Below are 24,343 nucleotides of genomic sequence, written 5' to 3'. Positions count from 1 at the left end.
TGTTTAGAAACCCGGTTTTTTTTGAGAAACCGGGTTTCTGTGTATGTTCTGGTTGATTTACGATCGCTTCGGAGATGCCAGATTGCGAAAGCAGGTATATTGGGCGTCAAATAATAGTTTGATGATTCCTGTGGGCCCGTTTCTGTGTTTGGTAATAATTACTTCTGCTATTCCGCGATCGGGCGAGTCAGGGTTATAGTATTCATCGCGGTAGAGCATAATTACTAAATCCGCGTCTTGCTCGATCGATCCGCTTTCGCGTAAATCAGACATCATAGGCCGCTTGTTTGTCCTCGCTTCCACACCCCGACTCAACTGAGATAAGGCAATAATCGGCACGTTGAGTTCGCGGGCTAAACCTTTAAGACTTCTGGTAATTCGAGATAGTTCTTGCACACGGTTGTCGCTAGTACCTTCCATTAATTGCAGGTAATCTAGCAAGACTAATCCTAGGCTTCCGCCTTGTTCTGCTTGGAGGCGGCGGACTTTCGATCGTATTTCTGTGACGGTAATATTGGGAGTATCGTCAATAAATAGTGGTAGTTCTGATAAATTGCCAATGGCTGTACTGATTGGTTCCCATTCGTTTTGACTGATTCTACCCGATCGCAACCTGTTGCTTTCTATTTTGGCTTCACTCGACAGGATACGCTGCACTAGCTGTTCTTTCGACATTTCTAAGCTGAAAACGGCAACCGGCAATTTTTGCTGTCCGGCGGCGATGTGATGGGCGATGTTGGTACAGAAAGCTGTATTGTGAACGCAGATATCGTTAGCCACAAAATTGTGTGTCTCCGGGATAGTTAAGTCGTAAACTTGCTTGTTTCCCATCGGTTCGATAGAAACTATTTCATCCCAGTAAACCTCGCTATCTGCCAGTTTTTTCAGCCATAAATTATCTAAAGCCGTTGCTAAAACTAAAAATCTTTCTCTGGACAGCGCACGTTTACCAACGTGGATATTTGAGTGACCTTTGATGTCTGCGCGTTTTGCTAAGGATGCCCAAGATTCGTTGCCTTTTGCTAATGCTAGGTATTCCCACGCCTCTACAGGAATCAAATCGCGGTTATTGTGAGATTCTTTATTTTCTAATGCTTCTTTTACTTTGAATAAGGCTACCTCTTTGCCAAAAATGCCAATTTCTGATATGAATGTTTTGATTGATTTTGCATCAGTAATATCGATTTGCCAAGCTGGTCTACGAGTATTTTTGTATTTGACAGAACGCTTTTTGAGGGCTGCAATGATGCCAAATCTCAGCAGTAGATGCTGTACGTGTCTGGCTAGTCCTTCGCTGACAGAACAGTAGCCTAGTTGAGATTGACCGCTGGTAAGTAGGGTTGCCCAGCCGTCAGTTGAAAAGAGGCGGTTGAGGAAAAGGGCAACTTGCGATCGCCGCAATCTAAACACTATGTCCGGTACGGTTTTCTCATGAGCATTTTTTCCCATCAGACCTAACTTTTCTAACCAATTTCTCAGGGGATTTTTATGACTTGTATTAATAACATCCATTCCCTCATCGGCAAGGTGTTCTGGATCTACTCTTAAAACTCTGCAAATGCCACTAAATAATTCTTGATTGGGAAATGCTATTCCTTCCACCCAAGACCGGACTAATCGCGGTGGAACTTTCAATTCTAGCGCTAATTTTTTAGAGTCAAAATTTCGTTTTAAAAGGATTAGTTCTAAATTATAACCAAAGTTTTTTATACTATCTGTGTAACTTTCTCGATCGCCCATGACATAATATTCTGGTGCGCGTCTCCCTTTATCGTTAAATCGCAGCTTAAGACCTCCGAAGCTAGTAGCAGCTTCAGCAAAATCTTGTAGTATAGCAGTATTTCCATTGGTGAAGTGTGGCGCGCTGCGTGTCAAACACCCATCGCCAATTAGATAAGCCAATAATTTAACTTCACAGTCTCGGATGGTTTCTTTACCAAAAACATTCATCCTGCGGGGAACAGCAATCTTATCGCCTACTTGTATTTCCCTCAACTGCCGCCAGCCCTTAATTGTTAAAAATGGGTGTGTAATTGTAGTTTCTATAAATCGTCCCAGTCTTGTTGTAACCCGAAATACAGGCTTAATTCCATCATCTATAAAAGCTGATGGTCTAGTTAGGTGAAATTGCCAATCTTCTCCTAATGTTAGTAATTCAGCTTGACGTTTTTGATAGATTTGTTCTATACTAGAAACAGTTCCATCACTTTCTACTATTACGGTAGAGGCTGCTTGGCACTTGCCCATCGCCGGCCTGGCTGCAACGATGATTAAATCCGATCGCTGAAAGCCTCCTGTCATAGCATCTAAGTCATAAAAACCGCACGGAATACCGGGAAGTGTGAGGCCTTCATTGCGATTTTCTAGGTCTTGAAATGTTTGGTTTAGTGTTTCGCCGATCGACACTAAATCCTGTTGCGGGCGTTCTTGAGTTATGCTGAAAATTTCTTGTTCGGCGCGGTCTAAGACTGTTTCTAGCGGTACTGCTGTCTCGTAACCTAATTGTACTATGTTGTTGCCAGCTTCGATTAATTTGCGGCGCTGATATTTGTCTTCAACTAAAACTGCATATTGGTCGATGTTGACTGCGGAAACTGTGCGATCGACTAATTGTGCTAATTTAGTTAGTCCTCCTACTTGCTCTAACTGGTTGCGGTCGGTTAGCGCAGTTGTTACCGTCATTAAATCGGTAGGTTGGCCCTGTAAAAATAGCCCTAATGCCGATCGATAAATGACTTGATGAGCGGTGATGGCAAAAAACTCCGGGCGCAGCAGTTCGGCAATTCGGGAAATAGCTTCGGGGTCAATTAAAATCCCGCCCAAAATTGCTTCTTCTGCCTCTATATTTGTCGGCATCAAATCGCTCATTAGTCAATAGTCCTCAGTCAGTCGATTTTAGATTTTAGATTTTAGATTTTAGATTTTCTGTTTTAGGTTTTAGGTTTTAGATTTTCGGCTTTAGGTTTTAGGTTGTAGATTTTCGATTTTAGGTTTTAGGTTGTAGATTTTCGATTTTCGATTTTCGATTTTAGATTTACTCTACAGATGAATCTGGGAGCTTGAACAATATCCTAAAATTGTAGGTTCGACCATCAGGAGCGTCGGGGCTTGTGTCCGTTTTTCCGGCGGGGTCATTAGTTATTATCAGTGTAAGGTTTTGTAGGAGTGCGATCTGTCGCGAGCTCGCGTTTATACCAGACTCACGCTCTCTCGATCTCGCACTCCTGAAAAAATGCTTCTTACTCTCTGCAGAGATGCTCCGGTTCTCAATCTGCAAGTTAGCGTTACTGAGTCCTTACTTAGCAGTGCTTAGTTGTTAGCTAATGACTAATGACTAACAACTAATGACTGATAACTCTTAATTACATCGGAACAACTTGAATATCAACTTCGGCAGTAACTTCTGCATGTAGTTTGATTTCAGCTTTGTATGTACCAGTTTGGCGAATTTCGGGCAGAGTGATGCCGCGCCGATCGACTTCTTGACTGGTAGAGTTGAAAATCAGTTCTGCTACTTCTTGGTTGGTAACAGTACCAAAAATCGCGTCAGCTTCGCCAACTTGCTTGGAAATGATGAAAGGCCCAGCCGATTCGAGGGCGGTTTTGCGGACTTCAGCTTGCTGCTTGAGTTCTAGCTGGCGCAGTCTTTCTTCTTCACGGCGGCGCTCTGCTTGCTTGAGAATGCCCGGAGTGGCTCTAAATCCCATTCCTTGGGGTACTAGGTAGTTGCGGGCGTAGCCTGGGGCTACTTCTACTACGTCGCCAGCTTTGCCGAGTTTGCTGACATCTTTATTTAAAACTAATTGAACGCGCTTGGCCATGATCGTGGGTTGTGGGGTTTTAACTGCAACTTTTTATAATAGCGAAGTTTGAGGGGCGATCGCAAGGGAGTTCGGCAACGGATTATGTAGCGGATGTAACGGATTTAACGGATGTAACGGATGGATGTTGAGATTCGAGGTTCGAGATTCGACGTTCGAGGGAAGAAACAGGGATAATATTTTTAACGGGCAAATTCAGTTTGAAATTACGCAAAACGGGGGTGCTGTAATGAGCAAAATCAACTACAGTGCAATGTCTTACAGAGCACTCAGGCTTTATTTTCAAGGCGCTGGGCGATCGATCGCGCTACAGTAGCAACTAACTGGGTCGAATTGATCGGCTTGGCTAAGTGTTGGTCAAATCCGGCTTGCAAAATTTGGCGCTCGTTCGCTTCTCCAGCATAGGCCGTTAAGGCGATCGCCAACAACTGCCGATACTCAGGCGCAAGCTGAGTGCGGATGCGATGGATCAACATATATCCGTCCATCTGGGGCATTCCGATGTCGCTGACGAGCAAATCCGGTGCAGTTTGTTCGATCGACTCTAGCGCCTCAGCAGCAGATGACAGGGAAATCACCTCTGCACCCGCTTCCTCAAGCACGAAAGCCACAAAATCTCGCGAGTCGAGTTCATCATCTACCACCAAAATTCTCAATCCAGCTAGGGGCAAGGATGAGAGAGCGGGACAAGCAGACCAATTGAGGGCTTCATCCTCCTGCCTTCTAGAATCATCATTTAATAGCGGTAATCTCACCGTAAACGTCGCTCCTTGACCTTCTCCTGCGCTTTCTGCAAACACCGTTCCGCCGTGAAGTTCGATCAGTTGGCGAACGATCGCCAATCCCAGTCCCAAGCCGCCAAATTTGCGAGTTGTTGCGCCATCTTCTTGTCGGAAATGGTCAAAAACATAAGGCAAGAAATCGGGAAGAATACCTTTACCCGTGTCCGTAACTTTAATTTGAGCTTGGTGTTCGATTTGCCCTAATCGAACTTCTACTCGACCGCCTTCTGGCGTGAATTTCACAGCATTTGATAACAAATTCCACACAATTTGTTGCAAGCGACTTGTATCACCGAGAACTTGCCCGACATCGGGATTTAAGATTGTTTGGATTTGAATTTTTTTAGCTTCCGCTGCTAATTGCACGGTTTCCACAGCAGATGGAATAATGGTTGCCAGATGCATTGGAGCAACATTCAATCTGAGTTTTCCTTGCAGAATCCGAGATACGTCAAGCAAGTCTTCGATTAATTGAGATTGCAGTCTGGCGTTGCGCTCAATAGTCTCAAAAGCTTTGGCACTTTGACTGGCGTTCAGCTTGCCGCCGACGAGCAGTTGCGACCAGCCTAAAATCGGATTCAGGGGCGATCGCAACTCGTGAGAAAGCACAGCCAGAAACTCATCTTTAATGCGGTTAGCTCGCTCGGCTTCCGTGCGGGCAGTTTGTTCTAATTGGAGAACTATATCACGGTCGGTTTCCACTTGTTTGCGTTCTGTAATGTCGATTACAGAGCCGATATAACCCTCAAATTGTCCGCTTTCGGAAAATCTGGGAGCAGCCGCATCTATCGCCCAAGAATATCCGCCATCCTTGCGCCCGACGCGATATTCCACGCTGTACCGTTCCTGGCGTTCGTTGGCGGTCAAAAATGCGTTCTTGACCTGTTCTCGGTCTTCTGGATGCAAGGCGTTTATCCAACCCAATCCTAAACCTGTTTCCTCAGTTTGACCTGTGAATTCATACCAGGTTTCGCTCAAGAAAGTGCAATAGCCTGTGGAGTCTGTTACCCATACCATAAAAGGAGCGTTGTTAGCCATAGTGCGGAATCGTTCTTCGCTTTCTTGCAGCGCTGATAAAGCTTGTTTGCGTTCTGTGATATCCCGACAGACAATCACTCCGCCTTTGATTTGGTTGCTAGTATCAACTACCGGATAACCGCTGATACTGATCCAGCGACCTTCAGCATCTTCGCGGCGGACAAATACCTCTACATCATTGACATATTCACCTTTGATTGCTCTGGCTAGAGGTAGTTCAGCGGCGGGGAAAAGGGTTTTTTGGTCTGCCAAAAATAGTCCGTAAGTCCTCGACCATTCCTCACAAGATTTTTCATTCGATAGCTGACCGAATATTCCTACGGCGGCTCGGTTAAACAACACAAACTCGCCTTGTTGGTTGGCCAAAATCAAACCATCACCAATGCTGTCAATAATTACTTGCAGTAACTTAGTTTGTTCTTGCAGGGCGACTTCTGCTCGTTTGCGATTTGTGATGTCGCTGGAGATGCCAATCAGGCCGATGACTTCTCCCGCCTGATTGCGGTAGGGAGCTTTCATTACCAGAAATGTCCGAATGCCATCGTGAGATTCTTCGAGGACTTCTGTTTGTCCCGACTCCATAATCCGCCGATCGTTTTCCGTGACTGCGACTGCAAGTTCTGTTACTGGGTATAAATCGATATCGCGACCACCAATTACTTCAGAAGCAGATTTGCCCATTATTTCCAGCGTGGCTGGATTGGCATAAATAATCCGTCCTTCTCGATCTTTGACAAAAATGGGCGTGGGTGCTGACTCGTTAATTACGTTCAAAATCGCATTTTTTTGTCGCAGTTCTTCTTCCGTGCGTTTGCGATCGCTAATATCGCTCCAATAAGCCGTAAGTCCTTCGGCCGCAGGATAGGCGCTCACTTCTATATACATTTGGAGCGAGGGCGAGAACTCTTCAAACTTGACAGAAACTTGCTCGTTAACGACTCGATGAAATTCTTGATATGCCCTTGAATAGGATTCTTTTTCGGCGGGGAATACCTCCCAGATAGATCGACCTAGCAAGTCGTTTCTCGATCGAGAAAGCAGTTTTTCTGCTGTGGCATTAACGTAGGTATAGCGCCATTGTGAATCGATCACCATAAAGGCATCAGTAATACTTTCTAGAATATTGCTGACTTGCTGGGAGGCCGCTTGTACCGCGAGTTCAGCGTTTTTGCGCTCGGTGATGATTTCGCAAAAAATCATGATGCCGCCAATCTCATTGGTGTTGGTTCGCCAAGGGTGAATTTCCCAGCGCACCCAGTCGATGGAGCCATCAGGGCGGGTAAACCGATCTTCAGGGCAGGTTTCGACTGCTCCCGCCAGACAGCGCTCGTGGATTTGTTTCCAACGATCAGGCAAATTGGGAAAGATGTCGTAGTGCGATCGGCCCACAATGTTTTGAGTGCCGAGCCCGTAACTTGCCAGCCAGCGGTCGCTCACCAGCATATACCGCATCTGGCAGTCAAACATCGCCACCCCCGCAGGCGAATGTTTGACGAACAGTCGCAGTTGCTCGGACTGTTGCTGCAGCAGATTCTCCGATTGTTTGCGATCGCTGATGTCTTTGAAAAGTATGGCAACTTTGCGGCTGTCCGGCTCAGGAGTGCGGAACGCCGAAACCTCAAACCAGCGGTTCATGGCTTCCGAGCCGTGTTCAAAGCGCAATGGTTCCCCCGTGAGCGCGACTTTGCCGTACATCTCAAACCAATAATTTTCGTGATTTGGAAGGAGCTGTCGCACCGTTTTACCTGTAGCTTGTTCGAGTCCGGTTTGTTTCACAAAAGCAGGATTGACTTCCAAAAAGCGGTAATCGATCGGCTTTTCGTTGGCGTCAAACAGCATTTCGATGACGCAAAAACCTTCGTCTAGGGACTCAAACAAAGTGCGATAGCGTTCCTCGGAACGACCCAAAGCAGCAAGAGCTTGTTTGCGATCGCTAATATCCATAAACGCCGCCACACAGCCGCGAACTGCGCCCTCTTCGTCAAATAACGGCACCGCATTCACCAACCAATCAAAGGCTACCCCGTCCTCGCGCACCATTTGAATTTCCACATCTCGCACTTGGACGCCGGAAGCCGCAGCTAGTTGCATTGGGAGTTGTTCTCCTGGAATTTCTTCTCCGTTGCGGAATCGTCTAAAGGGAAGGGTTGCGGCTTGCTCTCCGGTTCCAGAAACATTGGTATCCGGCGGCACTTTCAACATCGACTGGGCAAATCGGTTAGCGCGAATTACTTTACACTGTGGGTCGCGGGCGATCGTAATGCCAACGGGTACAGCATCAAGTATCGATTCCAGTTCATTGACTCGTCGCTCTAGTTCTTGGTTGAGCCGTTCAATTTCTTTTTTGGTAGCTTTGCGATCGGTAATTTCTAGCACCGTCACATTCACTCCCAGGACGCGATCGTCCTCGGCCCTGAGTGGATAGACACTCAACAGCCAATCGCGATCGACTCCCGGCTGTGCTGAGTTCGTCCTGCTAAGTTCGAGCTGTTGAAGTGGAACTTTAGTTTCAATAACTTGTCGGTAAAGTGGCTCTAAATCATCTGCCATTTCTGGCAAGATTTCGCGCAATGTTTTGCCGATGTGGGCGGCGGCTGGAACTCCGTTTATTTCTGCTAGCCGATCGTTGATGCGGACAAACCGCAACTCGGTATCGAGGAAGCAAAGTCCGATCGGCGCACTAGCATAAATCGCCTCGATTTCTGTTAGTTGTTGCTGCGAAGTTTGTGCTTGTTTAATTGAATCAGCCCGATCCGCTTTCTGCTCGGTGACATCTTGAAAATAAACGGCAAGTCCCGATGGGATGAGATAAGCTCGTACCGCATACCAAGCATTGAGTGGCGGATCAAAAAATTCAAAACTCACCGTAATTTGTTCCCGAACAGGCAAGATGCCTGTTCCACAAGAAGAAAATTCATCTTTTGTGAAACGGGCATCTTGCCCGTTCTTGAGAATGGTGCAAGATGCGATCTCAAACAAACTGCCCACTGATTCGGGAAACTCTTCCCAAATGCTGTTGCCAATCAAATCTTTCGAGGGTCGATTCAGCCACCGCGCCGCTTGCGAATTGAGGTAGGTAAATCGCCAGTCTCGATCCAAAGCAAAGAACCCGTCCGAAATACTTTCGAGGGTGTCTGACAGTTGGGCCGCGGGCGCGTTACAGACTGGTTCGGGTTGAGGCTGAGCGATAGGAGTGAAGGTTGTTACTACCGCATAGGGAGTCGATCGATCTCCCTGAAATAAAGGTTGAGAATTGAGCGTCAACCAAATCAATTCTCCCTGTGGCCGCTCAAAGCCCATGATGACATTTGAGGATGGTTGCCCGGTTTGCAGCGCCACCATCGCCGGATGCGTCTCGCCGGGAAAATCCGAGCCATCTTCACGCAGAGTCTGCCAGCGACTGTTGATTGAAGTGCATAAGAGCATCTGTTCTGCTGTCATCCCCAATAGCTCCTGGGCGTGAGAATTGCACCCCTGAATGCTACCATCTGCCAATTGCAGAACCATCCCTACATCAGTTGGCAAAGGCGGGGCTGGGTAAAACGCTTTGTTAGAATCCGTTGAAACAGAGGGGTCGATTTTTGCTTGGGGTTCAGTATTGCGTGGGTTTTGCATCGGTTTCTAACAACGATCATTTTACTTTTGGAAAAGCAAATCGCGCTCAATAATAGGGAAATAACCAGAGGAACTTTTGACTTGAGCAGGGTGACACTTCAAACCTAAGATGGATGTCGATCGTTCTGCGGTAATAATATCGATATCTAGACAATTTATTTTATCGTAGAGTCCCACGTCTGAACCATTTGCGGGATTCGGCAGAGGCGACGGGGAATTTTCTGGCTGTTTCAAATGCCAGGTTAGTCCGTCTCATCAGTTTTCCGTGTTGCTGCATATTACCCATTGCTGTTGCTGGTTTTCGCGCGAACAGATGGCACTTGCACACAGATAAATAAGTAGATTAAGCTGGAAAATAAATAAGCCCTCTCTTGCAGCGAGTGAAACGAAGCAATCGCTCTGGTTACGCCCGCGTTACCTTCTGTTACATTGTGGTAAACTTTATTTGCGCCTACCTACTTAAAAACCCGGTTTCTTTGCGTAAACCAGATGGTAAATTTAGGCAAGGTTCTGTTCGTCTCAACGGTAAACGGGCGATCGTATTTACCCAATACAGGGCAGCCTGCTTCCTCCCGTGCCGACGTTTGTGTCAAGTTTGACCGCGCGCCTTTTACCTTTGTTAATTTCACAAACTTAATCCTATGCACATATTCACCGCCGGCGATCGCAACTATATTCTGGGGTTGGCAGCACTTCTTAAGTCTATAGATTTGAATGTTAGTAAATCGGGACAGGAGCAGGTAAAAATTACCATTGTATCTACCGGCATAGCTCCACAGCAAAAGGAACAGTTACAGAATTGCTGCAAATACCAGATTGAATGGCAAGAATTGCAATCTAGTTACGACCAACTTCTTTCTCTGTCAGGTTCTAAACTTGCTTACGTTAAATTGCAGCCTGAAAAATATACCAAGGAAACAGAAAGGCTGATTTGGCTCGACAGCGACACGATCGTTCTGGGAAGTTTAGATCCACTGTGGAACCTCGATCTTCAAACAATGCCGATAGCAGCCGCACCCAATGTCTGGGGAAATACGAACAATTCTCAAGATCGAAACCCTTATTTCAATACGGGTGTTTTAGTTTACAACATGAAGCTTTGGGAGGAAGAGCAACTGTCCGAAAAGTTGATGGAAAACGCTCGATTAAACCTTTGGGGGGATCACGATCAGGGTGCATTAAATTCTGTTTTAGCGGGAAGGTGGAAGCAATTAGACCAAATCTGGAACAACCACAAGACTGATGATATGTCAAGTAAAGTGATGCACTTTATGTCAAGACCGAAACCGTGGGAAAGCTCAACCCCCAATCAATTATGGCTCGATATGTTGTCTCAGACACCGTTTAAGGACGAAGTGGAAAAAATTCCCAAGAATTTTAATTGGTTGTCGAGATTTAAGATAAAATACAGAGCATTTGGCCAGTGGTTGAGGGAACCGACAACCAAGTTTAAGAGTTACCTGAAGAAACAAAAACGTTAAGGTCAATCAATTTTAGATTTTAGATTTTAGATTTTAGAATTGAAGCATTGACTTGCGCGAGATGAATCACGTGGCGGGTATCCTGGATGCGAGGGGGTCAAAATTGGTCTTTCATGCCGCGCAATCGAGCGAAGGTTTGCACTGGATCGGAGGTGTTGGTGGCTGATTGGAGGTTGGGAAAATCCCAGCGCAAAAATGGGTTTGTGCTTTTTTCGATGCCGATCGATGATGGTATTGTAGGTTGCGATCGACTGCGCGCTTCCTTGACTTCGGCGAAGCGCTGCTGTAAATCGGGATTGTCGCCATCCACACTCAAGGCAAATTGCAGGTTGTTCAGCGTGTATTCGTGGGCGCACCAGACTCTCGTACTATCGGGCAGGTTTCGGAGTTGCCGCAGAGAGGCTAACATTTGGGCGGGAGTGCCTTCTTTGAGCCTGCCGCAGCCGCCGGCAAATAAGGTGTCGCCGCAAAACAATTCGCCGGTTTCGCTGGGGTTGCTGGGGGGGAAATAGTAGGCGATGTGAGCTTTTGTGTGGCCGGGTAGGAAGAAGACTTCGGCGGTTCTGTTGGCGAAAGAAACTCGATCGCCCGCTTGTAAAAACACTTGCTGTCCGGGTATTCTGCCTCTATCTTCTGCGCCACCATAAACTTTAATTTGGGGAAAGCGATCGATCAGTTCCTGATTGCCGCCTACGTGGTCGCTGTGGTGGTGGGTAATGAAAATTGCGGTTAATTCGGCTCCGAGCGATCGCAGTTGCTCTAATACTGGCTGCGATCGTGCTGGATCGACGACTGCTGCGGTGTGGCGATCGGGGTCGTGCAGTAAAAAAATGTAATTGTCGGACAGTACCGGAAGCCGATAAACCTGCATAGAAAAGTGCCTCTCTCGGAAAAATATTATATAATTAAGTTACTCTGAACGCTATCCGAAGGCTGATTGCAGATTTATTAAGTCCGCATATCTATCTTGGGATGTAAAACTTGGGATGTAAAACTTGGGATGTAAAACTCGGATACGTTATTTCTGCTGTGCCAGCAAATTGATTTGCGGTCGAGTACGCACCATTTTTGAGTCAATAACTACAATCGGCTTTAACTATTTTGGCATAAAAGCGATCGAATAAATGCGAACATCTCACAACAAATCAAACTTAACAATTTCTCAAAAAGTCGATCGGATTGTAGCGTCTGGTAAGATAACTCGCAGGGAACACTTAGTTTTGACTTCGGCTATCCTGTCAGATGATAAAATTTCAGAAGAGGATCGACATCAAATCAATCGGATATTTGATTATATCCAAATTGGTCGCCTCAAGTTTATCGATTGAAAACAAAGACTTGCACAGTCAGCATCTATCTGGAGTATAAAAAGCGTTTTTTAGGAGTGCGATCGTCCCGTCGGGCACAGCAAAGCCTATATATTTCGCTTGAATTCTCCGGCTCACGCGGAGTGTGAAGGCGTCAGTTGTGGCAGTCTCAAATTAACAAGGCTCTTAGCAATCCCAGCTACAAAAACAGGCAGAATAAAATGAGTGCAGACAAACCAACTATTTTGGTGACGGGCGGAGCTGGATATATTGGCTCTCACGCAGTATTAGCGCTGAAAAACGCCGGTTACGGTGTGGTGATTTTGGATAATTTAGTTTACGGTCACAGAGATTTAGTAGATCGGGCTTTGCAGGTGGAGTTGGTAGTTGGCGACACGAACGATCGCACTCTTCTCGATAACTTGTTTGCTACGCACAAGATTGATGCGGTAATGCACTTTTCGGCTTACGCTTACGTGGGCGAATCTGTTACCGACCCAGCTAAATATTATCGCAACAATGTCATCGGCACTATTACGCTTTTGGAAGCAATGATCGCTGCTGACGTGAAGAAATTTGTGTTTTCTTCTACTTGCGCGACTTACGGTGTACCGCAGAAAATCCCGCTCACAGAAGACCACCCGCAAAACCCGATCAATCCCTACGGTGCTACTAAGTTAATGGTAGAACGGATTTTGTCGGATTTTGACGCTGCGTATGATTTCAAGTCTGTTTGTTTCCGCTATTTTAACGCGGCTGGGGCTGACCCGAACGGGTTGTTAGGAGAGGATCACAATCCAGAAACTCACCTGATCCCGCTGGTGTTGTTCGCGGCTTTGGGTAAACGAGATTCGATCGCGATTTTTGGCACGGATTACGATACTCCTGACGGTACTTGCATTCGGGATTACATTCACGTTAACGATTTGGCATCTGCTCACATTTTGGGATTAGAATATTTGCTAAATGGTGGCAAATCAGATTTTTTTAATTTGGGCAATGGGGGCGGGTTTTCGGTGAAAGAGGTGATAGAAACGGCTCGCCAAGTGACTGGAAAAGAGATTAAGGCTGTTGAGTGCGATCGGCGTCCAGGAGACCCGCCTGCTTTAGTTGGCAGCAGCAAAAAGGCGATCGAAATCTTGGGTTGGTCTCCAGAATATCCCGACATTAAGGATATTATCTCCCATGCTTGGCAGTGGCATCAAAAGCGTCACACTTAGCATAAACTCAAATAAAAAAAGTGCAAAAATTGAGTCTAAAATAATGTTAAACAGTCACAAAGATTTTTGTTTTTGCACCTTAGCTTTTGGGAAAAAGTATTGCGAATTAGCCAAACAACTAGCAGCAGACTTAGAAACTCATTCTCTAGGGACGATGCTAGTTGTTTGTACTGACTACCCAAATGACTTTCAGAATTTGACGAATGTTTTTGCTTTTAAAAAAAGTCGCGAAGGTGTAGATTATTGTTATAATGATAAACGATTTGCACTAAAAAAAGCCTTAGAATTATTCCGAGTGGCAATCTTTGTGGATGCAGATACAAGAATCATAGGAAAAGTGCCGGAGAGAGAATGGATGTCAGGAATTACTTGTAAAGGGTTTATTCCCATTCTAGAACATCCACCTAATCAATCTTTGCCAGGTAGAAAAGAGGCAATTGATAAATTAGCAAAAAAGCTAGAAATACCATTGGAACCTGTAAGTTTTGTTCAAGAAAATTTGTTCGTAATTGCGAGAGACAATGGGAAAGAAATTCAGTTTATTCAAGAATGGGGAAAGATTGGAAGATTTTTTGAAGTGCAAAAAGTCAAAACAAAAGACGGTAATCCCATTGGGTTAGCAACTGCTAAAGTTGGGTGGAATATTCGTAATGACGGGTGGCAGGAACTCGCTCAAAGTATGGAGCATTCTTTTGCTCATTGGGACTGGCAAAAAAATCAAGTAAGAACCTTTTGGGATAAAGTTTGGGATAAATTGCAGTTTGAGCATTGGCAATATCTCTATAGGTTATTAAAAACACAGTTAATTGCCTTATTAAATTTCAATTTTTACTATCGCTAGAGAAAAGAGATGTATAGAGGATTTATCACCATTTTAATTGGATTGTACTCATTTCAAGACTGCATACATTTTCTAGCTTCAGTCAGGAAGTTTCACCGCGAACCAATTATTATTTTAATAGATAGAGTCCCTCTAATTTTATATCCTTTACTTCAGGTGTTTGGAAATGTCATATTGAAACCTGCACCGTCTCACGAAAATCCTGTTTTAGCGTCGCGGCTAGCTAAGCTGGCTTTGTATCAACAATCTCCTTTTGAGAAAACTATTTATCTGGACTGCGATATTTGTTTGCTATCGCCAATATATGAAGTTTTTGACTATCTTGATGAAGTAGATTTGCTGATAACAGAAGATGTGCAGCCTGCGATTGCTAAAGCTGCAAATTTATTAAGAGTCAAGCAGGATATTCTGTCAACTTTGCAGTCTGTCGGGTTGCCGCTAAATGAAAATAGCGTTCAATACAATGGCGGATTTATCGGTTTTACGAAAAGCAGTAAAACTCAGGAATTGTTTATAAACTTTAAGAAATATTTCGAGATGGTAGTGGCGCATCAAAATGTGCTACTGTTGAAAGACCAGGGAGCTTTTGCGGCGGCTGTTGAATCAGTGAAACCGAAAATGACAACTTTGTCCCCGGTTTACAACTACTTGGATAAGTGGAAAGATGTTTATACGATCGACAAACCGATTAAAGTAATGCACTGCACTTATCCTTACCGCCCTCAGTACGCGAAGAACGTGACGCGATCGCTCTTTACTAGAATAGTCGATCGCACGGCTAAAATATTTTTACCAAATCAACTTAACAATCCCTGGCGTTTAAAATAATTAAAGTTTGTTGGCAAACTGCATCAAAAGCAACAAAGTTTTGCCCAAACACAAAAAAATTAGCCTCAACATATCCGAAAATTTACCTAGAAGAATTATTGCTGGCTTGAATAACAGTCTTGGGTTCATTATTGTGTTTTTTTACCAAAAGACGCGTTGCTGCCCTTTCCCGTGGTTAAAAACCTGGTTGCTTTGGTCGGGAGTGCGTGAGTCCCCATCGCCTTGACAAAAGCTCGGTTAAGCAGGAAAATTAAACAAATGTTTTAAACAAAATACTCAGTGAAAGTTTCATTAGTAGTGAGCGATTTGTCAGGAGGAGGTGCAATTCGTGCTTTTTTATTAGCTCAAGTCTTGATAGAGCTTAAATGTGATGTAGAAGTTGTTGGATTTCAGTTTGGCAAGGAATTGTACGCTACTCCTCCCAGAGACATCCCGGTATGTGCGATACCGGGGAAAAATTATCCGGGGTTTTTAATGGATGCTCAAAAACTTTGGAAAAAAATAGATGGGGATATTATTTATGCAGTTAAACCTAAACCTACAAGCTTTGGATTATCACTGCTAAAAAAACTGGCGACTCGCCACTCTATAATTTTAGATATAGACGACTGGGAACTGAGCTGGTACGGGGGAGATGAATGGCAATACCGTCCCTCTTTCAAACAACTTTATCGAGATATTTTTAAACATAACGGTCAATTGAGAGAACCAGATCATCCCCTCTATCTCAAGTGGATGGAAGGTCTCATTCACCGTGCGGATGCAGTCACCGTTGATACTGAGTTTTTACAACAGCGTTTTGGTGGTGTATATTTGCCTAATGGTAAGGATACTGCAATGTTCGACCCTGCTAAATACAATCCTGAATTGAGCAGACAGCGTTACGGCTTGTCCGGGTATAGAATCTTAATGTTTCCCGGTGCGCCGCGACCTCACAAAGGTGTTGAGGATGTTTTGATGGCCCTCGAACAGTTAAATGAACCCGATTTAAAATTAGCGATCGTCGGCGGGAGTCCTTATGATGATTATGATGATAAACTTGTGAAACAATGGGGACGTTGGATTATTAAACTGCCAAGGTTTCCAGTGGAGACGATGCCGTCGGTTGTAGCGGCGGCTCATGTTGTCGTTGTTCCTCAGCGAGAAACTCTCACAGCCGTGGCTCAGTTTCCGCTCAAGCTGACAGATGGTATGGCAATGGCTAAGCCTGTTTTATCTACGCGAGTGGGGGATATTCCATCAATTTTAGGAGGAACGGGTTATTTAGTCGATCCGAGTTCTCTCGCTCAAATTTCACAAAAAATTCAATGGATATTTCAAAATTTGACAGCGGCTAATTTACAAGGAATGAAAGCTAGGGAAAGATGTGTGAAAAAATATAGTATTCAAGCAATGAAACCGATACTTTCAGAGATAATCGCAGGTATGTAAATGTTATTTTAAAACGACTCAATGGAGGAAGAAAAGCTGGCTGTTATTAAAGAATATTTTAAGATGCCGTACTGTTTAGCTGGGAATGCTTCATGTCTGCCAATAAGCTACTCCTAAAATTTGCCAGACGATATCCCGGCAGGATTCTCTTAACTGTGATGCTGGGCTTTTCTGGCGCTTTATTCAACGGTATCAGCACTACTCTGATTGTACCAGTGCTTTTAAGTTTTTTAGAGGAAACTATCGAGCTGCGGGGTGCTCCACCTCTAATTAAAACTTTGATGTATCCCTTTGAGGGAATGCCCGGAAATCAGCGTTTAATGTTGATGACCGGGGCGGTTGTGCTGGCAATTTTTTTAAAAAATGTTGCGAGTTATATCAATACTTTAGTAGCTACTTCTCTGACGCGCTCTCTGACTTTTGATTTGCGAGAAGCAGGTTTGCGGTTGTTGTTAGAAGTAGATTTAGATTTTTACTCTAAAACAAAAGTCGGGGATTTAATTAATAGATTGGGCGGAGAGATTGGTCGGACTGCTAGTGCAGTTGGTACGGCCATCGGAATGTTTACTACGTCAATCACGGTTTTGGTGTTTCTGGGCCTGCTACTTTCTATCTCGTGGAAACTGACGGTGACAGCTACAGTTTTGCTGGCGTTAGTTGCTTGGGCAAATCAATATATTATTAACCGTTCCAAGCATTTTGGCCACCTGCTTTCTGAAATGTCGAAAGATTATTCGGTTAGGGTGCTGGAAACCATTACGGGGATTCGGCTCGTCAAGTCAACTGGGAACGAGGAAAGGGAGTATCAGCGGATCAAGTATTTAATTCAAAGGCGAGAACAAGCGGATTTTCAGGCTCAGGTAAATTATGCGGCGATCGCCCCAATTAACGAAGTTGTTAATTTGATAGTTATAATTCTGATTGTATTTATAGGCCGCACCATATTTGCGAATGAGATAGAGTCTATTGCTACAATTTTATTAACCTACTTATTGGTACTTTTTAGGTTAATTCCTTTAATTTCACAGTTGAATAGCGGGCGCAGTCAATTTGCTAATACGTCGGCTAGTGTAGAGGTGGTTAATGATTTTTTGAGCTGCGAGGACAAGCCATTTATGCTGAACGGTTCTGTGCCTTACACTCATTTGCGATCGGGAATTCATTTTAATAAAATATCTTTTAGTTATCCCAATCACAAGAATTTAGTTCTGCAAGGAATTGATTTATTTCTACCTCACGGCACTACTTTAGCTTTGGTAGGAACTTCGGGTTCTGGCAAATCAACTTTGGCAGATTTACTGCCGAGATTTTACGATCCAACTGAAGGTCATATCTCGATCGATGGTAGAGATTTGCGCGAATTTGAGCTGAAAAGTCTCAGACAAGCGATGGGTATTGTTAGCCAAGATACGTTTTTGTTTAATGCTTCAGTGCGCGAAAATATTGCTTACGCTAGGCCTCAAGCGACTGAGGAAGAAATTGTGGAAGCGGCGAAGGGAGCTAATGCTTACGAGTTTATCCAACTGTTGCCGGAGGGGTTGGATACTCAAATTGGCGATCGGGGCGTGATTTTATCGGGAGGGCAGCGTCAGAGAATTTCAATTGCTAGAGCCCTGCTGCAAAACCCGGAAATCTTAATTTTAGATGAGGCAACGAGTTCGCTGGATACGGTTTCGGAAAGGTACGTACAAGCGGCGATCGAGAAATTGAGTTGCGATCGCACCACCTTAGTCATCGCCCACCGCCTCTCCACAGTCCAAAAAGCCAACAAAATCGCCGTGATCGATCGCGGGCAAGTAGTAGAAATGGGTTCCCACGAAGAATTGCTAGCAAAAGGAGGATACTACACTCGCTTGTATTCAGTGCAATTTGCCGAAGAAACCGCTCGCGATGAAGCTCTAATTAGAGGTTCTTACGAAATTCGCACCCGCCTGACTCCCATGATAGCTTACCTCAAATTGCTAGTAGATGAAATGGTAGACTCTCCCGAAGAAAGAGACGAATTAATCAGAGAATCATTTCATTCTGCTGCTAATATTTTCACTACTTTAGAATTTATAGAAAATACTATTAAGCGTCAGGCAGTTAAAAAGTAGTCATTAGTCAACAGTCTGCACAGTCAACAATTACCAATTACCAATTACCAATTACCAATTACCAATTACCAATTACCAATTACCAATTATATCATGTCCGGTCAATTAACCATGATTCCTGTAGGGGCGGGTTCACCAAGATATTGAATAAAAACGGGAAAATCTGTAAACCCGCCCCGGCCTTTAATCGCGGTCAATCGATCGGACATGATATTACCATTTACTAACTACCAATTACCATGTCTAAATATTATGTATTTTTTACCAGAAATATCTTGCCGCAACCCAATGTAGCAAGCTTAGTTCAAGTTGCACACTCTGCCAATGCCGCAGCAAATCTCGGTTTACCAGCAGTTTTGGTATATCTCCGCAAAGGCTGGAGTGCTTTGAATCCAGTTGATTGGCTTTTTCCTTTTCAACCCAGGAAACCCGATGACAAACTTGCCAAAATTTACAATATTCAAGATAAATTAAAAGTAGCAGATTTACCGATGCCGTGGCCGATCGACCTTTGCGACAGCAAGTGGACGAGTGCGAGTACAATAGTATCAAAATACTACTTACCGATTCACCTGCTTAAATCGACTCAAATTGTCCACAGCCGCGACTGGAACTTTGTCAAAGCTGCCATTAAAAACGGTATTCCCGCTATCTACGAACAGCACCACCATGAAAACAAGCAATTTGAATCAGAAATTATCCGCAATCCTCTGTTTCAGATTTCCGTAACTGTTGCCCATACTGTCCGAGACAGCATGATTAAGAATGGAATGCCGCCGGAAAAAGTAATTACACTGCACAATGGTTTTAACCATTTGTTTCTCGCGAGACAAACAGAAGCAGCCCAGAATTGGCGACAGCAATTATTAGAAGATGACAGACGGCATTTAGCAGTTTATGCAGGGGGACTTTACCCGTTTAAAGGTGTCGATATGTTGGTGGATGTGGCTAAGGAATTGCCGCTGGTTCAATTTGCGATCGCCGGCGGTGATTCATCCCAAGTAACAGCCTACCAGCAATTAGCCAAATCCAAGCAAGTTAACAACATTAAATTTCTCGGCTACCTCCCTCAAAATCAACTAGCTAGCTTGCTGCAAGCAGCCGATGTTTTGACTCACCCGCACTGTTTGACAGAAGCCGCGACATTCACATCTCCTTTAAAATTCTTTGATTACATGGCATCGGGAACCCCGATTGTAGCGACGGAGATTGCGTCTTTAATGGAATTTAAATCGGGAAATATAGCAGCAACTTGGTGCGAACCGGATAACCCGCACCAGTTCGCGCAAAGCATTCGAGATTGTTTAACCGAATATCCGAGGAAAACCGAAGGTTATGCAGAAACAATGGATTTTGTCAAGCAATTTTCGTGGGAAAACAGGATCGAGAGAATTATGGGTTATGTGGATCAGCAAGTGCGATATCCGATAATTCAAAATTCCGTAGGGGCGGGTTTTACCAACAATCATCGCCTCAAATAAACAATCTCATAAACCCGCCCTGCCAAAAGCAAAAACCACATTTAAAATCCGTAGGGGCGGGTTTTACCAACCATAATCGCCTCAAATAAAAAATCTCATAAACCCGCCCCGCCCACACGCAAAAACCAGATTTATTATTAGATATGAACCCAAAAATCATCGGCACAATCACCACCTATCCAGGCATGAGTCAAAGCGACTGGCTGTGGCAACAAACCTCCCAAAACTTCGGCAACTGGGGCAACATTCAAATGCTCGCCAACCACCCCGAACCAGACTTTTTACTCATGTATCAATTCGACTTTCCCCAACCTTCCAAACAGCAATCCTGGCTCGACAAAATCCGCCGTCCAAGCCCCAGAAATCCCGAAAACGACATTCGAGAAAAATTGCGCGGTGTCCCCAAGGAACGCATAATTTACCTGATCCGCGAGCCGCCATTACCAGAAGTAATTGAGATTACCAAAGCCAACTACGAACAAGCCAAACTTTATTGCGGTTACGTTTCCGGGCCCGACGATTTCGCACCAAAACCCGATTATATGCCCGCGATTTGGTATCACTCTAACTCGTTTCGAGAACTAGATGAAATGCCGGCGCCGCCGAAAACTAAATCCTGTTCTTGGATTACTTCAGGTGTTAGCCGCACCGCCAATCACCGCCACAGATTAGACTTTATCAAATTGCTGCAAGCACAAGAATTAGACTTTGACCTTTACGGGCGAAACTTGCCAACTTGGGCGCGCGGAAACGGCACTATGAACAATAAATGGCACGCCGTCGCACCATACTATTACAACTTAGCTATTGAAAATTATGCCGAAAACGATTGGTATGTCAGCGAGAAGCTTTGGGATGCTTTGTTAGCTTGGTGTTTGCCAATTTATTACGGCGGTTCGGCGGCGGATAAATTGTTGCCGGCGGGGAGTTTTCTGCGGCTGTCGAGTTTGGATGAGAAAGGAGTAGAATTTATTAAAGAGGTTGTAGCTACGCCGGATTATTGGCATGAAGCGAGGGAAAAAATTGCTGAAGCCAGACAAATCATTCTCCACGAATTAAACTTGCTCAATTGGCTGTCTAACTTTGCATCTTAGGAAATAGCGCCATGACAGAAAACCAAAATCAACCCAGAGAATACGATGCCGTACTCGGCGGTCAAAATCCTCCCCCCATAGGTGCTGCTGTTTTAGGTGGGATTCCCGGCGTTAAGAGTCGTTTGGCTTCACCGATTCTTGAGGTAAAAATTGCTGCACTATCTGAAGCGCTCAAATATGGAGATGCAGGTTTAGATTTAATAATTGGGGCACTGCAAGATGGATCAATGGCGGTGAAGTTTGCCGCCTATTCGCTGCTGAGAAATAGAGATGAGGAGAAGATTCAACAACATTTACGTAGCTCTTTTGAATTTGATGTTATCGCAGTCGATGCTACAGGAAAGGAAAACAGCCGTAGTCAGTTCTTTGCTCGCTTCTTCCCTGAAGACTTAGGGAACTCAGTTGTGCTCGAAATGGTATCGATTCCCGACGGGGTATTTATGATGGGTTCGCCAGAAACAGAAGAAGGTAGAAAAGAGAGGGAAAGTCCGCAGCATCAAGTAAAAGTACCCGCTTTTTTTGCTGGTAAGTATCCCATCACCGAAGCACAGTGGCGAGCAGTGATGGAAAAAAATCCATCGGTTGTCAAAGGTGAAAAACGTCCTGTAATAGGTGTGTCGTGGCAAGATGCCGTCAAATTCTGCGACAAACTCTCAGAAAAAACCGGGAAAAAATATCGCCTCCTGAGTGAAGCAGAATGGGAATACGCCTGTCGTGGGGGTACAACAGGGCCATTTCATTTTGGGGAAACCATTACCATAGAATTAGTCAACCATGACAAATACCCTGCCTACGCAAACGCTCCCCCCACAGACTCTTATCATCGCAGCCGAGAAACAACGGATGTCGGGAGTTTTACCCCCAATGCCTTTGGACTGTACGATATGCACGGCAATGTTTGGGAGTGGTGCAGCGATACCTGGCACGAAAACTATAACGGTGCACCAACTGACGGAAGTTCTTGGGAAACTGGCGCAAATGATAAACGTATGCAGCGTGGCGGTTCCTGGGAATATTCTGCGGTATATTGCCGCAGTGCCACTCGTCTTAGATATTCGGCTAGCTTCCGGGCTATAGACGTTGGTTTTCGCGTGGCTTGTGTTTTAGCGTAGTCTCTCGTTTTCGGTTTGTAGTATCCGGCGATGATTTTTATGTCTTGTCATTTTTGCCCGATGCCGATAGACTTTTATTTGAAAGCTTTAAATCGTGATTAATCGAGCGGACACGATATAATTGAGCAACTATATATGAATGGAATTTGCACGCTAGCCAACGATACAGTTTACGACCAACTAATTGCCTTGCTCAACAGTATTGAAGTTATCTTAGGCTCAACTATTCCCGTCTGTATTTATCCTTTCGACGACCAAATAGAGCAAATCAAAGCAGAAATTGTCAACCGTCCCAACGTCTTTATTTATGAAGATAGCGCATCAATCCAGCGATGGGATAAATTCATGCAAGCAGCCGCACCAGAGCGTTTGAATCGCAAAAAATTCCGGCTTTACGGCGCACATCGGCGCTTTTGCGCTTTCGACGGCCCGTTTGAAAATTTTATCTATATGGATGCGGATACTTTGGTGATGAATTCCCTTGATGCGGTTTTTCAGAAGTTAGAGGAATCGGATTTTGTGGTTTATGATTTTCAATTTCGAGCTCCAACTAAAGTATACAATATTAAGTCGCCGAAACTGCTCGAAGTTTTTGAGCAAAATCGGATAGACTCGGAAATATTTTGTTCGGGATTTTACGCCAGCAAGCAAGGATTGTTTGAGCAAGATACTAGGGAATGGCTGTTAGCTCAACTGCAATCGGGCGAGGCGGAAATTCTCTATAAAGGTGCGGGAGAACAGCCGTTGCTCAATTATATGGTGATGAAAACGGGGATGAATAGCTATAATTTTGCTTATAGCCTCCCGGATGGCGAAAAAACTGGGTGCAGTGTCACTTCTAAACATTTTGAAGAGCAAGATCAGATTTTGTACGACAAGGGAAACCGACTTACTTACATTCATTATATTGGTGTGCCGCCGGATTTAATTCGGAGAGTTTGTGCGGGGGAAAATATTGAGTTTCCCTATCGCGATTTGTTCCTGCATTACCGCTATCTCCGCGAACCGTCAAAGCGTCCGATTTTTGCCCAAGCGCCCAAGTCTTATACTGAGGTTTCTGGGGCGAATTTGTTAACCAGGGTATTGAGAAGGTTGAGGATAAATGTATGAATCGCGGTATTTATATTGTTGCGAATGATAAGGTGATCGAAAGTGCGATCGCCCTTCTAAACAGCATACGTCTGTACAATTGTCAAGTACCTGTTTTTCTGATTCCCTTCGACGACAATTATCAGCAAGTCGCAGCCGCACTCAGCAGTCTCCACGGTGTGCAATTGTTCCCAAATCTGGAGTTTGTGGAACAGTTTACCAGAGAAATTGGCCAAATGTTCGATCGCAACTTTTTAGCCCTCCCCAACAAAATGCGAAAACTCGCCGCCTGGTTTGGCCCCCTTGACGAATTTCTGTACATCGATACCGATATCATCGTCTTTGAAGATATCGCAGCCAACTTAAACAAACTATCAGAAGTAGACTTTTTTTGCTGCGACTATCACCACCTCAGCGAAAAACTGCGAAATGTATTTTCACCCGCTGTAAAAGAACAAAATATCTTTACAGACTCACAGCTTCAAGATGTATTCAACAGCGGCTTTTGGGCTTCGAGAAAAGGAACGATTACAGAATCGCAAATGTATGAAATTTTGCAAGAATGTTCGCAGCATCGAGAATATTTTGACTTTACTCAAAATGTCACCGATCAACCTATACTAAATTATATCATTCTTAAACTGATTCCCAAACGCTGCAACCTGGTTAAAGATTCAGCAACCGAACCTGGAAGCTGGGCTGGTTCTAAACATTTTCAAGAAATAGATTATGTTCTTTATGACAAAGGCAAAAGGTTAAAATATATTCACTGGGCTGGAATACCGATTAAATCGGGTAGTCCTTATTGGCAACTTTGGAAACATTATCGTTATCTCAATGAGGAAAAACCAAATTTAGTGCAAAAAATATTTCTGGCTTTCAGTAGGTGAGGATAAACTCATATGTTGTATCATTATCAACAAGCTTGGAAGAACAGGCAAGATGCCTGTTCCACAATTCATAAATTTGGTGGTGTTTTTGACACCAAACAAGCTTGGAAGAACAGGCAAGATGCCTGTTCCACAATTCCTAAATTTGGTGGTGTTTTTGACACCAAACAAGCTTGGAAGAACAGGCAAGATGCCTGTTCCACAATTCCTAAATTTG

17 protein-coding genes are annotated in these 24,343 nt (G+C 44.4%); 13 read left to right on the top strand and 4 right to left on the bottom strand.

Annotated features, from left to right (window positions below; translation table 11 throughout):
* Positions 1-57 precede the first annotated feature (57 nt).
* From dnaB to QUA88_RS16890, 3 genes are all read right to left on the bottom strand, one after another.
* A complete protein-coding gene (gene dnaB / locus QUA88_RS16900; RefSeq protein ID WP_333053832.1) occupies positions 58-2,868 on the bottom strand; it encodes a replicative DNA helicase in 2,811 nt (936 codons plus the stop codon).
* Between the two features lie 494 nt (positions 2,869-3,362).
* Complete coding sequence (rplI, locus tag QUA88_RS16895; protein WP_333175112.1) at positions 3,363-3,821, bottom strand: 50S ribosomal protein L9; 459 nt, start codon at positions 3,819-3,821, stop codon at positions 3,363-3,365.
* A 269-nt stretch (positions 3,822-4,090) separates the two neighbouring features.
* Positions 4,091-9,256: a PAS domain-containing protein gene (locus QUA88_RS16890; RefSeq protein ID WP_333272747.1), complete on the bottom strand. Its 5,166-nt coding sequence runs from the start codon at positions 9,254-9,256 to the stop codon at positions 4,091-4,093.
* A gap of 641 nt (positions 9,257-9,897) precedes the next feature.
* On the opposite strand from QUA88_RS16890, the gene QUA88_RS16885 reads away from it, so the two are divergent.
* The gene (locus QUA88_RS16885) at positions 9,898-10,737 is read left to right on the top strand and encodes a glycosyltransferase (RefSeq protein ID WP_333053829.1); all 840 of its coding nucleotides are present in this window, start codon (positions 9,898-9,900) and stop codon (positions 10,735-10,737) included.
* 97 nt (positions 10,738-10,834) lie between these two features.
* Here QUA88_RS16885 and gloB read toward each other — a convergent pair whose 3' ends face one another.
* A complete protein-coding gene (gloB, locus tag QUA88_RS16880) occupies positions 10,835-11,608 on the bottom strand; it encodes a hydroxyacylglutathione hydrolase (RefSeq protein ID WP_333053828.1) in 774 nt (257 codons plus the stop codon).
* Between the two features lie 253 nt (positions 11,609-11,861).
* Here gloB and QUA88_RS16875 point away from each other — a divergent pair, with 253 nt between their 5' ends.
* The 12 genes from QUA88_RS16875 to QUA88_RS16820 all read left to right on the top strand — a co-directional run.
* Positions 11,862-12,065 carry a hypothetical protein gene (locus QUA88_RS16875; RefSeq protein WP_190659093.1) on the top strand — a complete coding sequence of 68 codons (204 nt, stop codon included), beginning with the start codon at positions 11,862-11,864 and terminating at the stop codon, positions 12,063-12,065.
* A 200-nt stretch (positions 12,066-12,265) separates the two neighbouring features.
* Positions 12,266-13,264 (top strand): UDP-glucose 4-epimerase GalE, encoded by a 999-nt coding sequence (galE, locus tag QUA88_RS16870; RefSeq protein WP_333053827.1) that lies wholly within the window; start codon positions 12,266-12,268, stop codon positions 13,262-13,264.
* Complete coding sequence (locus tag QUA88_RS16865) at positions 13,230-14,105, top strand: hypothetical protein (protein ID WP_333053826.1); 876 nt, start codon at positions 13,230-13,232, stop codon at positions 14,103-14,105. The genes galE and QUA88_RS16865 overlap by 35 nt, the downstream gene beginning before the upstream one ends.
* A gap of 9 nt (positions 14,106-14,114) precedes the next feature.
* Entirely contained in the window at positions 14,115-14,933 is an 819-nt protein-coding gene (locus QUA88_RS16860) for a hypothetical protein (RefSeq protein WP_333053825.1), read from the top strand.
* A gap of 279 nt (positions 14,934-15,212) precedes the next feature.
* A complete protein-coding gene (locus QUA88_RS16855; RefSeq protein WP_333053824.1) occupies positions 15,213-16,364 on the top strand; it encodes a glycosyltransferase family 4 protein in 1,152 nt (383 codons plus the stop codon).
* Positions 16,365-16,456: 92 nt separating this feature from the next.
* Positions 16,457-18,460 (top strand): ABC transporter ATP-binding protein, encoded by a 2,004-nt coding sequence (locus QUA88_RS16850; RefSeq protein WP_333053823.1) that lies wholly within the window; start codon positions 16,457-16,459, stop codon positions 18,458-18,460.
* Positions 18,461-18,699: 239 nt separating this feature from the next.
* Complete coding sequence (locus tag QUA88_RS16845) at positions 18,700-19,941, top strand: glycosyltransferase family 4 protein (protein ID WP_333272742.1); 1,242 nt, start codon at positions 18,700-18,702, stop codon at positions 19,939-19,941.
* Positions 19,942-20,084: 143 nt separating this feature from the next.
* Positions 20,085-21,035 (top strand): glycosyltransferase family 10 domain-containing protein, encoded by a 951-nt coding sequence (locus QUA88_RS16840; protein ID WP_333272740.1) that lies wholly within the window; start codon positions 20,085-20,087, stop codon positions 21,033-21,035.
* Positions 21,036-21,046: 11 nt separating this feature from the next.
* Entirely contained in the window at positions 21,047-22,147 is a 1,101-nt protein-coding gene (locus QUA88_RS16835) for a formylglycine-generating enzyme family protein (protein ID WP_333053820.1), read from the top strand.
* A gap of 135 nt (positions 22,148-22,282) precedes the next feature.
* Positions 22,283-23,257, top strand: a complete 975-nt coding sequence (locus tag QUA88_RS16830) for an Npun_R2821/Npun_R2822 family protein (RefSeq protein WP_333053819.1) — start codon at positions 22,283-22,285, stop codon at positions 23,255-23,257.
* Positions 23,254-24,126 (top strand): Npun_R2821/Npun_R2822 family protein, encoded by an 873-nt coding sequence (locus QUA88_RS16825; RefSeq protein ID WP_333053818.1) that lies wholly within the window; start codon positions 23,254-23,256, stop codon positions 24,124-24,126. The genes QUA88_RS16830 and QUA88_RS16825 overlap by 4 nt, the downstream gene beginning before the upstream one ends.
* Before the next feature lie 12 nt (positions 24,127-24,138).
* A partial coding sequence (locus QUA88_RS16820) for a hypothetical protein (RefSeq protein WP_333053816.1) occupies positions 24,139-24,343 on the top strand: 205 nt, incomplete at its 3' end.

The sequence above is a fragment of the Microcoleus sp. D3_18_C2 genome (assembly GCF_036702395.1).
Taxonomy (GTDB): Bacteria; Cyanobacteriota; Cyanobacteriia; order Cyanobacteriales; family Microcoleaceae; genus Microcoleus.
The sequence above is the reverse complement of the archived record's forward strand: the minus strand, read 5'-3'. Positions and strand labels throughout refer to the sequence as shown.

What these genes read in the sequence shown, in the direction of transcription:
- dnaB (WP_333053832.1), bottom strand. Translation starts at nt 2,868, where the DNA reads ATGAGCGATTTGATGCCGACAAATATAGAGGCAGAAGAAGCAATTTTG.
- rplI (WP_333175112.1), bottom strand. Translation starts at nt 3,821, where the DNA reads ATGGCCAAGCGCGTTCAATTAGTTTTAAATAAAGATGTCAGCAAACTC.
- QUA88_RS16890 (WP_333272747.1), bottom strand. Translation starts at nt 9,256, where the DNA reads ATGCAAAACCCACGCAATACTGAACCCCAAGCAAAAATCGACCCCTCT.
- QUA88_RS16845 (WP_333272742.1), top strand. Translation starts at nt 18,700, where the DNA reads ATGTCTAAATATTATGTATTTTTTACCAGAAATATCTTGCCGCAACCC.
- galE (WP_333053827.1), top strand. Translation starts at nt 12,266, where the DNA reads ATGAGTGCAGACAAACCAACTATTTTGGTGACGGGCGGAGCTGGATAT.
- QUA88_RS16830 (WP_333053819.1), top strand. Translation starts at nt 22,283, where the DNA reads ATGAATGGAATTTGCACGCTAGCCAACGATACAGTTTACGACCAACTA.
- QUA88_RS16840 (WP_333272740.1), top strand. Translation starts at nt 20,085, where the DNA reads ATGAACCCAAAAATCATCGGCACAATCACCACCTATCCAGGCATGAGT.
- QUA88_RS16835 (WP_333053820.1), top strand. Translation starts at nt 21,047, where the DNA reads ATGACAGAAAACCAAAATCAACCCAGAGAATACGATGCCGTACTCGGC.
- QUA88_RS16860 (WP_333053825.1), top strand. Translation starts at nt 14,115, where the DNA reads ATGTATAGAGGATTTATCACCATTTTAATTGGATTGTACTCATTTCAA.
- QUA88_RS16885 (WP_333053829.1), top strand. Translation starts at nt 9,898, where the DNA reads ATGCACATATTCACCGCCGGCGATCGCAACTATATTCTGGGGTTGGCA.
- QUA88_RS16865 (WP_333053826.1), top strand. Translation starts at nt 13,230, where the DNA reads ATGCTTGGCAGTGGCATCAAAAGCGTCACACTTAGCATAAACTCAAAT.
- gloB (WP_333053828.1), bottom strand. Translation starts at nt 11,608, where the DNA reads ATGCAGGTTTATCGGCTTCCGGTACTGTCCGACAATTACATTTTTTTA.
- QUA88_RS16875 (WP_190659093.1), top strand. Translation starts at nt 11,862, where the DNA reads ATGCGAACATCTCACAACAAATCAAACTTAACAATTTCTCAAAAAGTC.
- QUA88_RS16850 (WP_333053823.1), top strand. Translation starts at nt 16,457, where the DNA reads ATGTCTGCCAATAAGCTACTCCTAAAATTTGCCAGACGATATCCCGGC.
- QUA88_RS16825 (WP_333053818.1), top strand. Translation starts at nt 23,254, where the DNA reads ATGAATCGCGGTATTTATATTGTTGCGAATGATAAGGTGATCGAAAGT.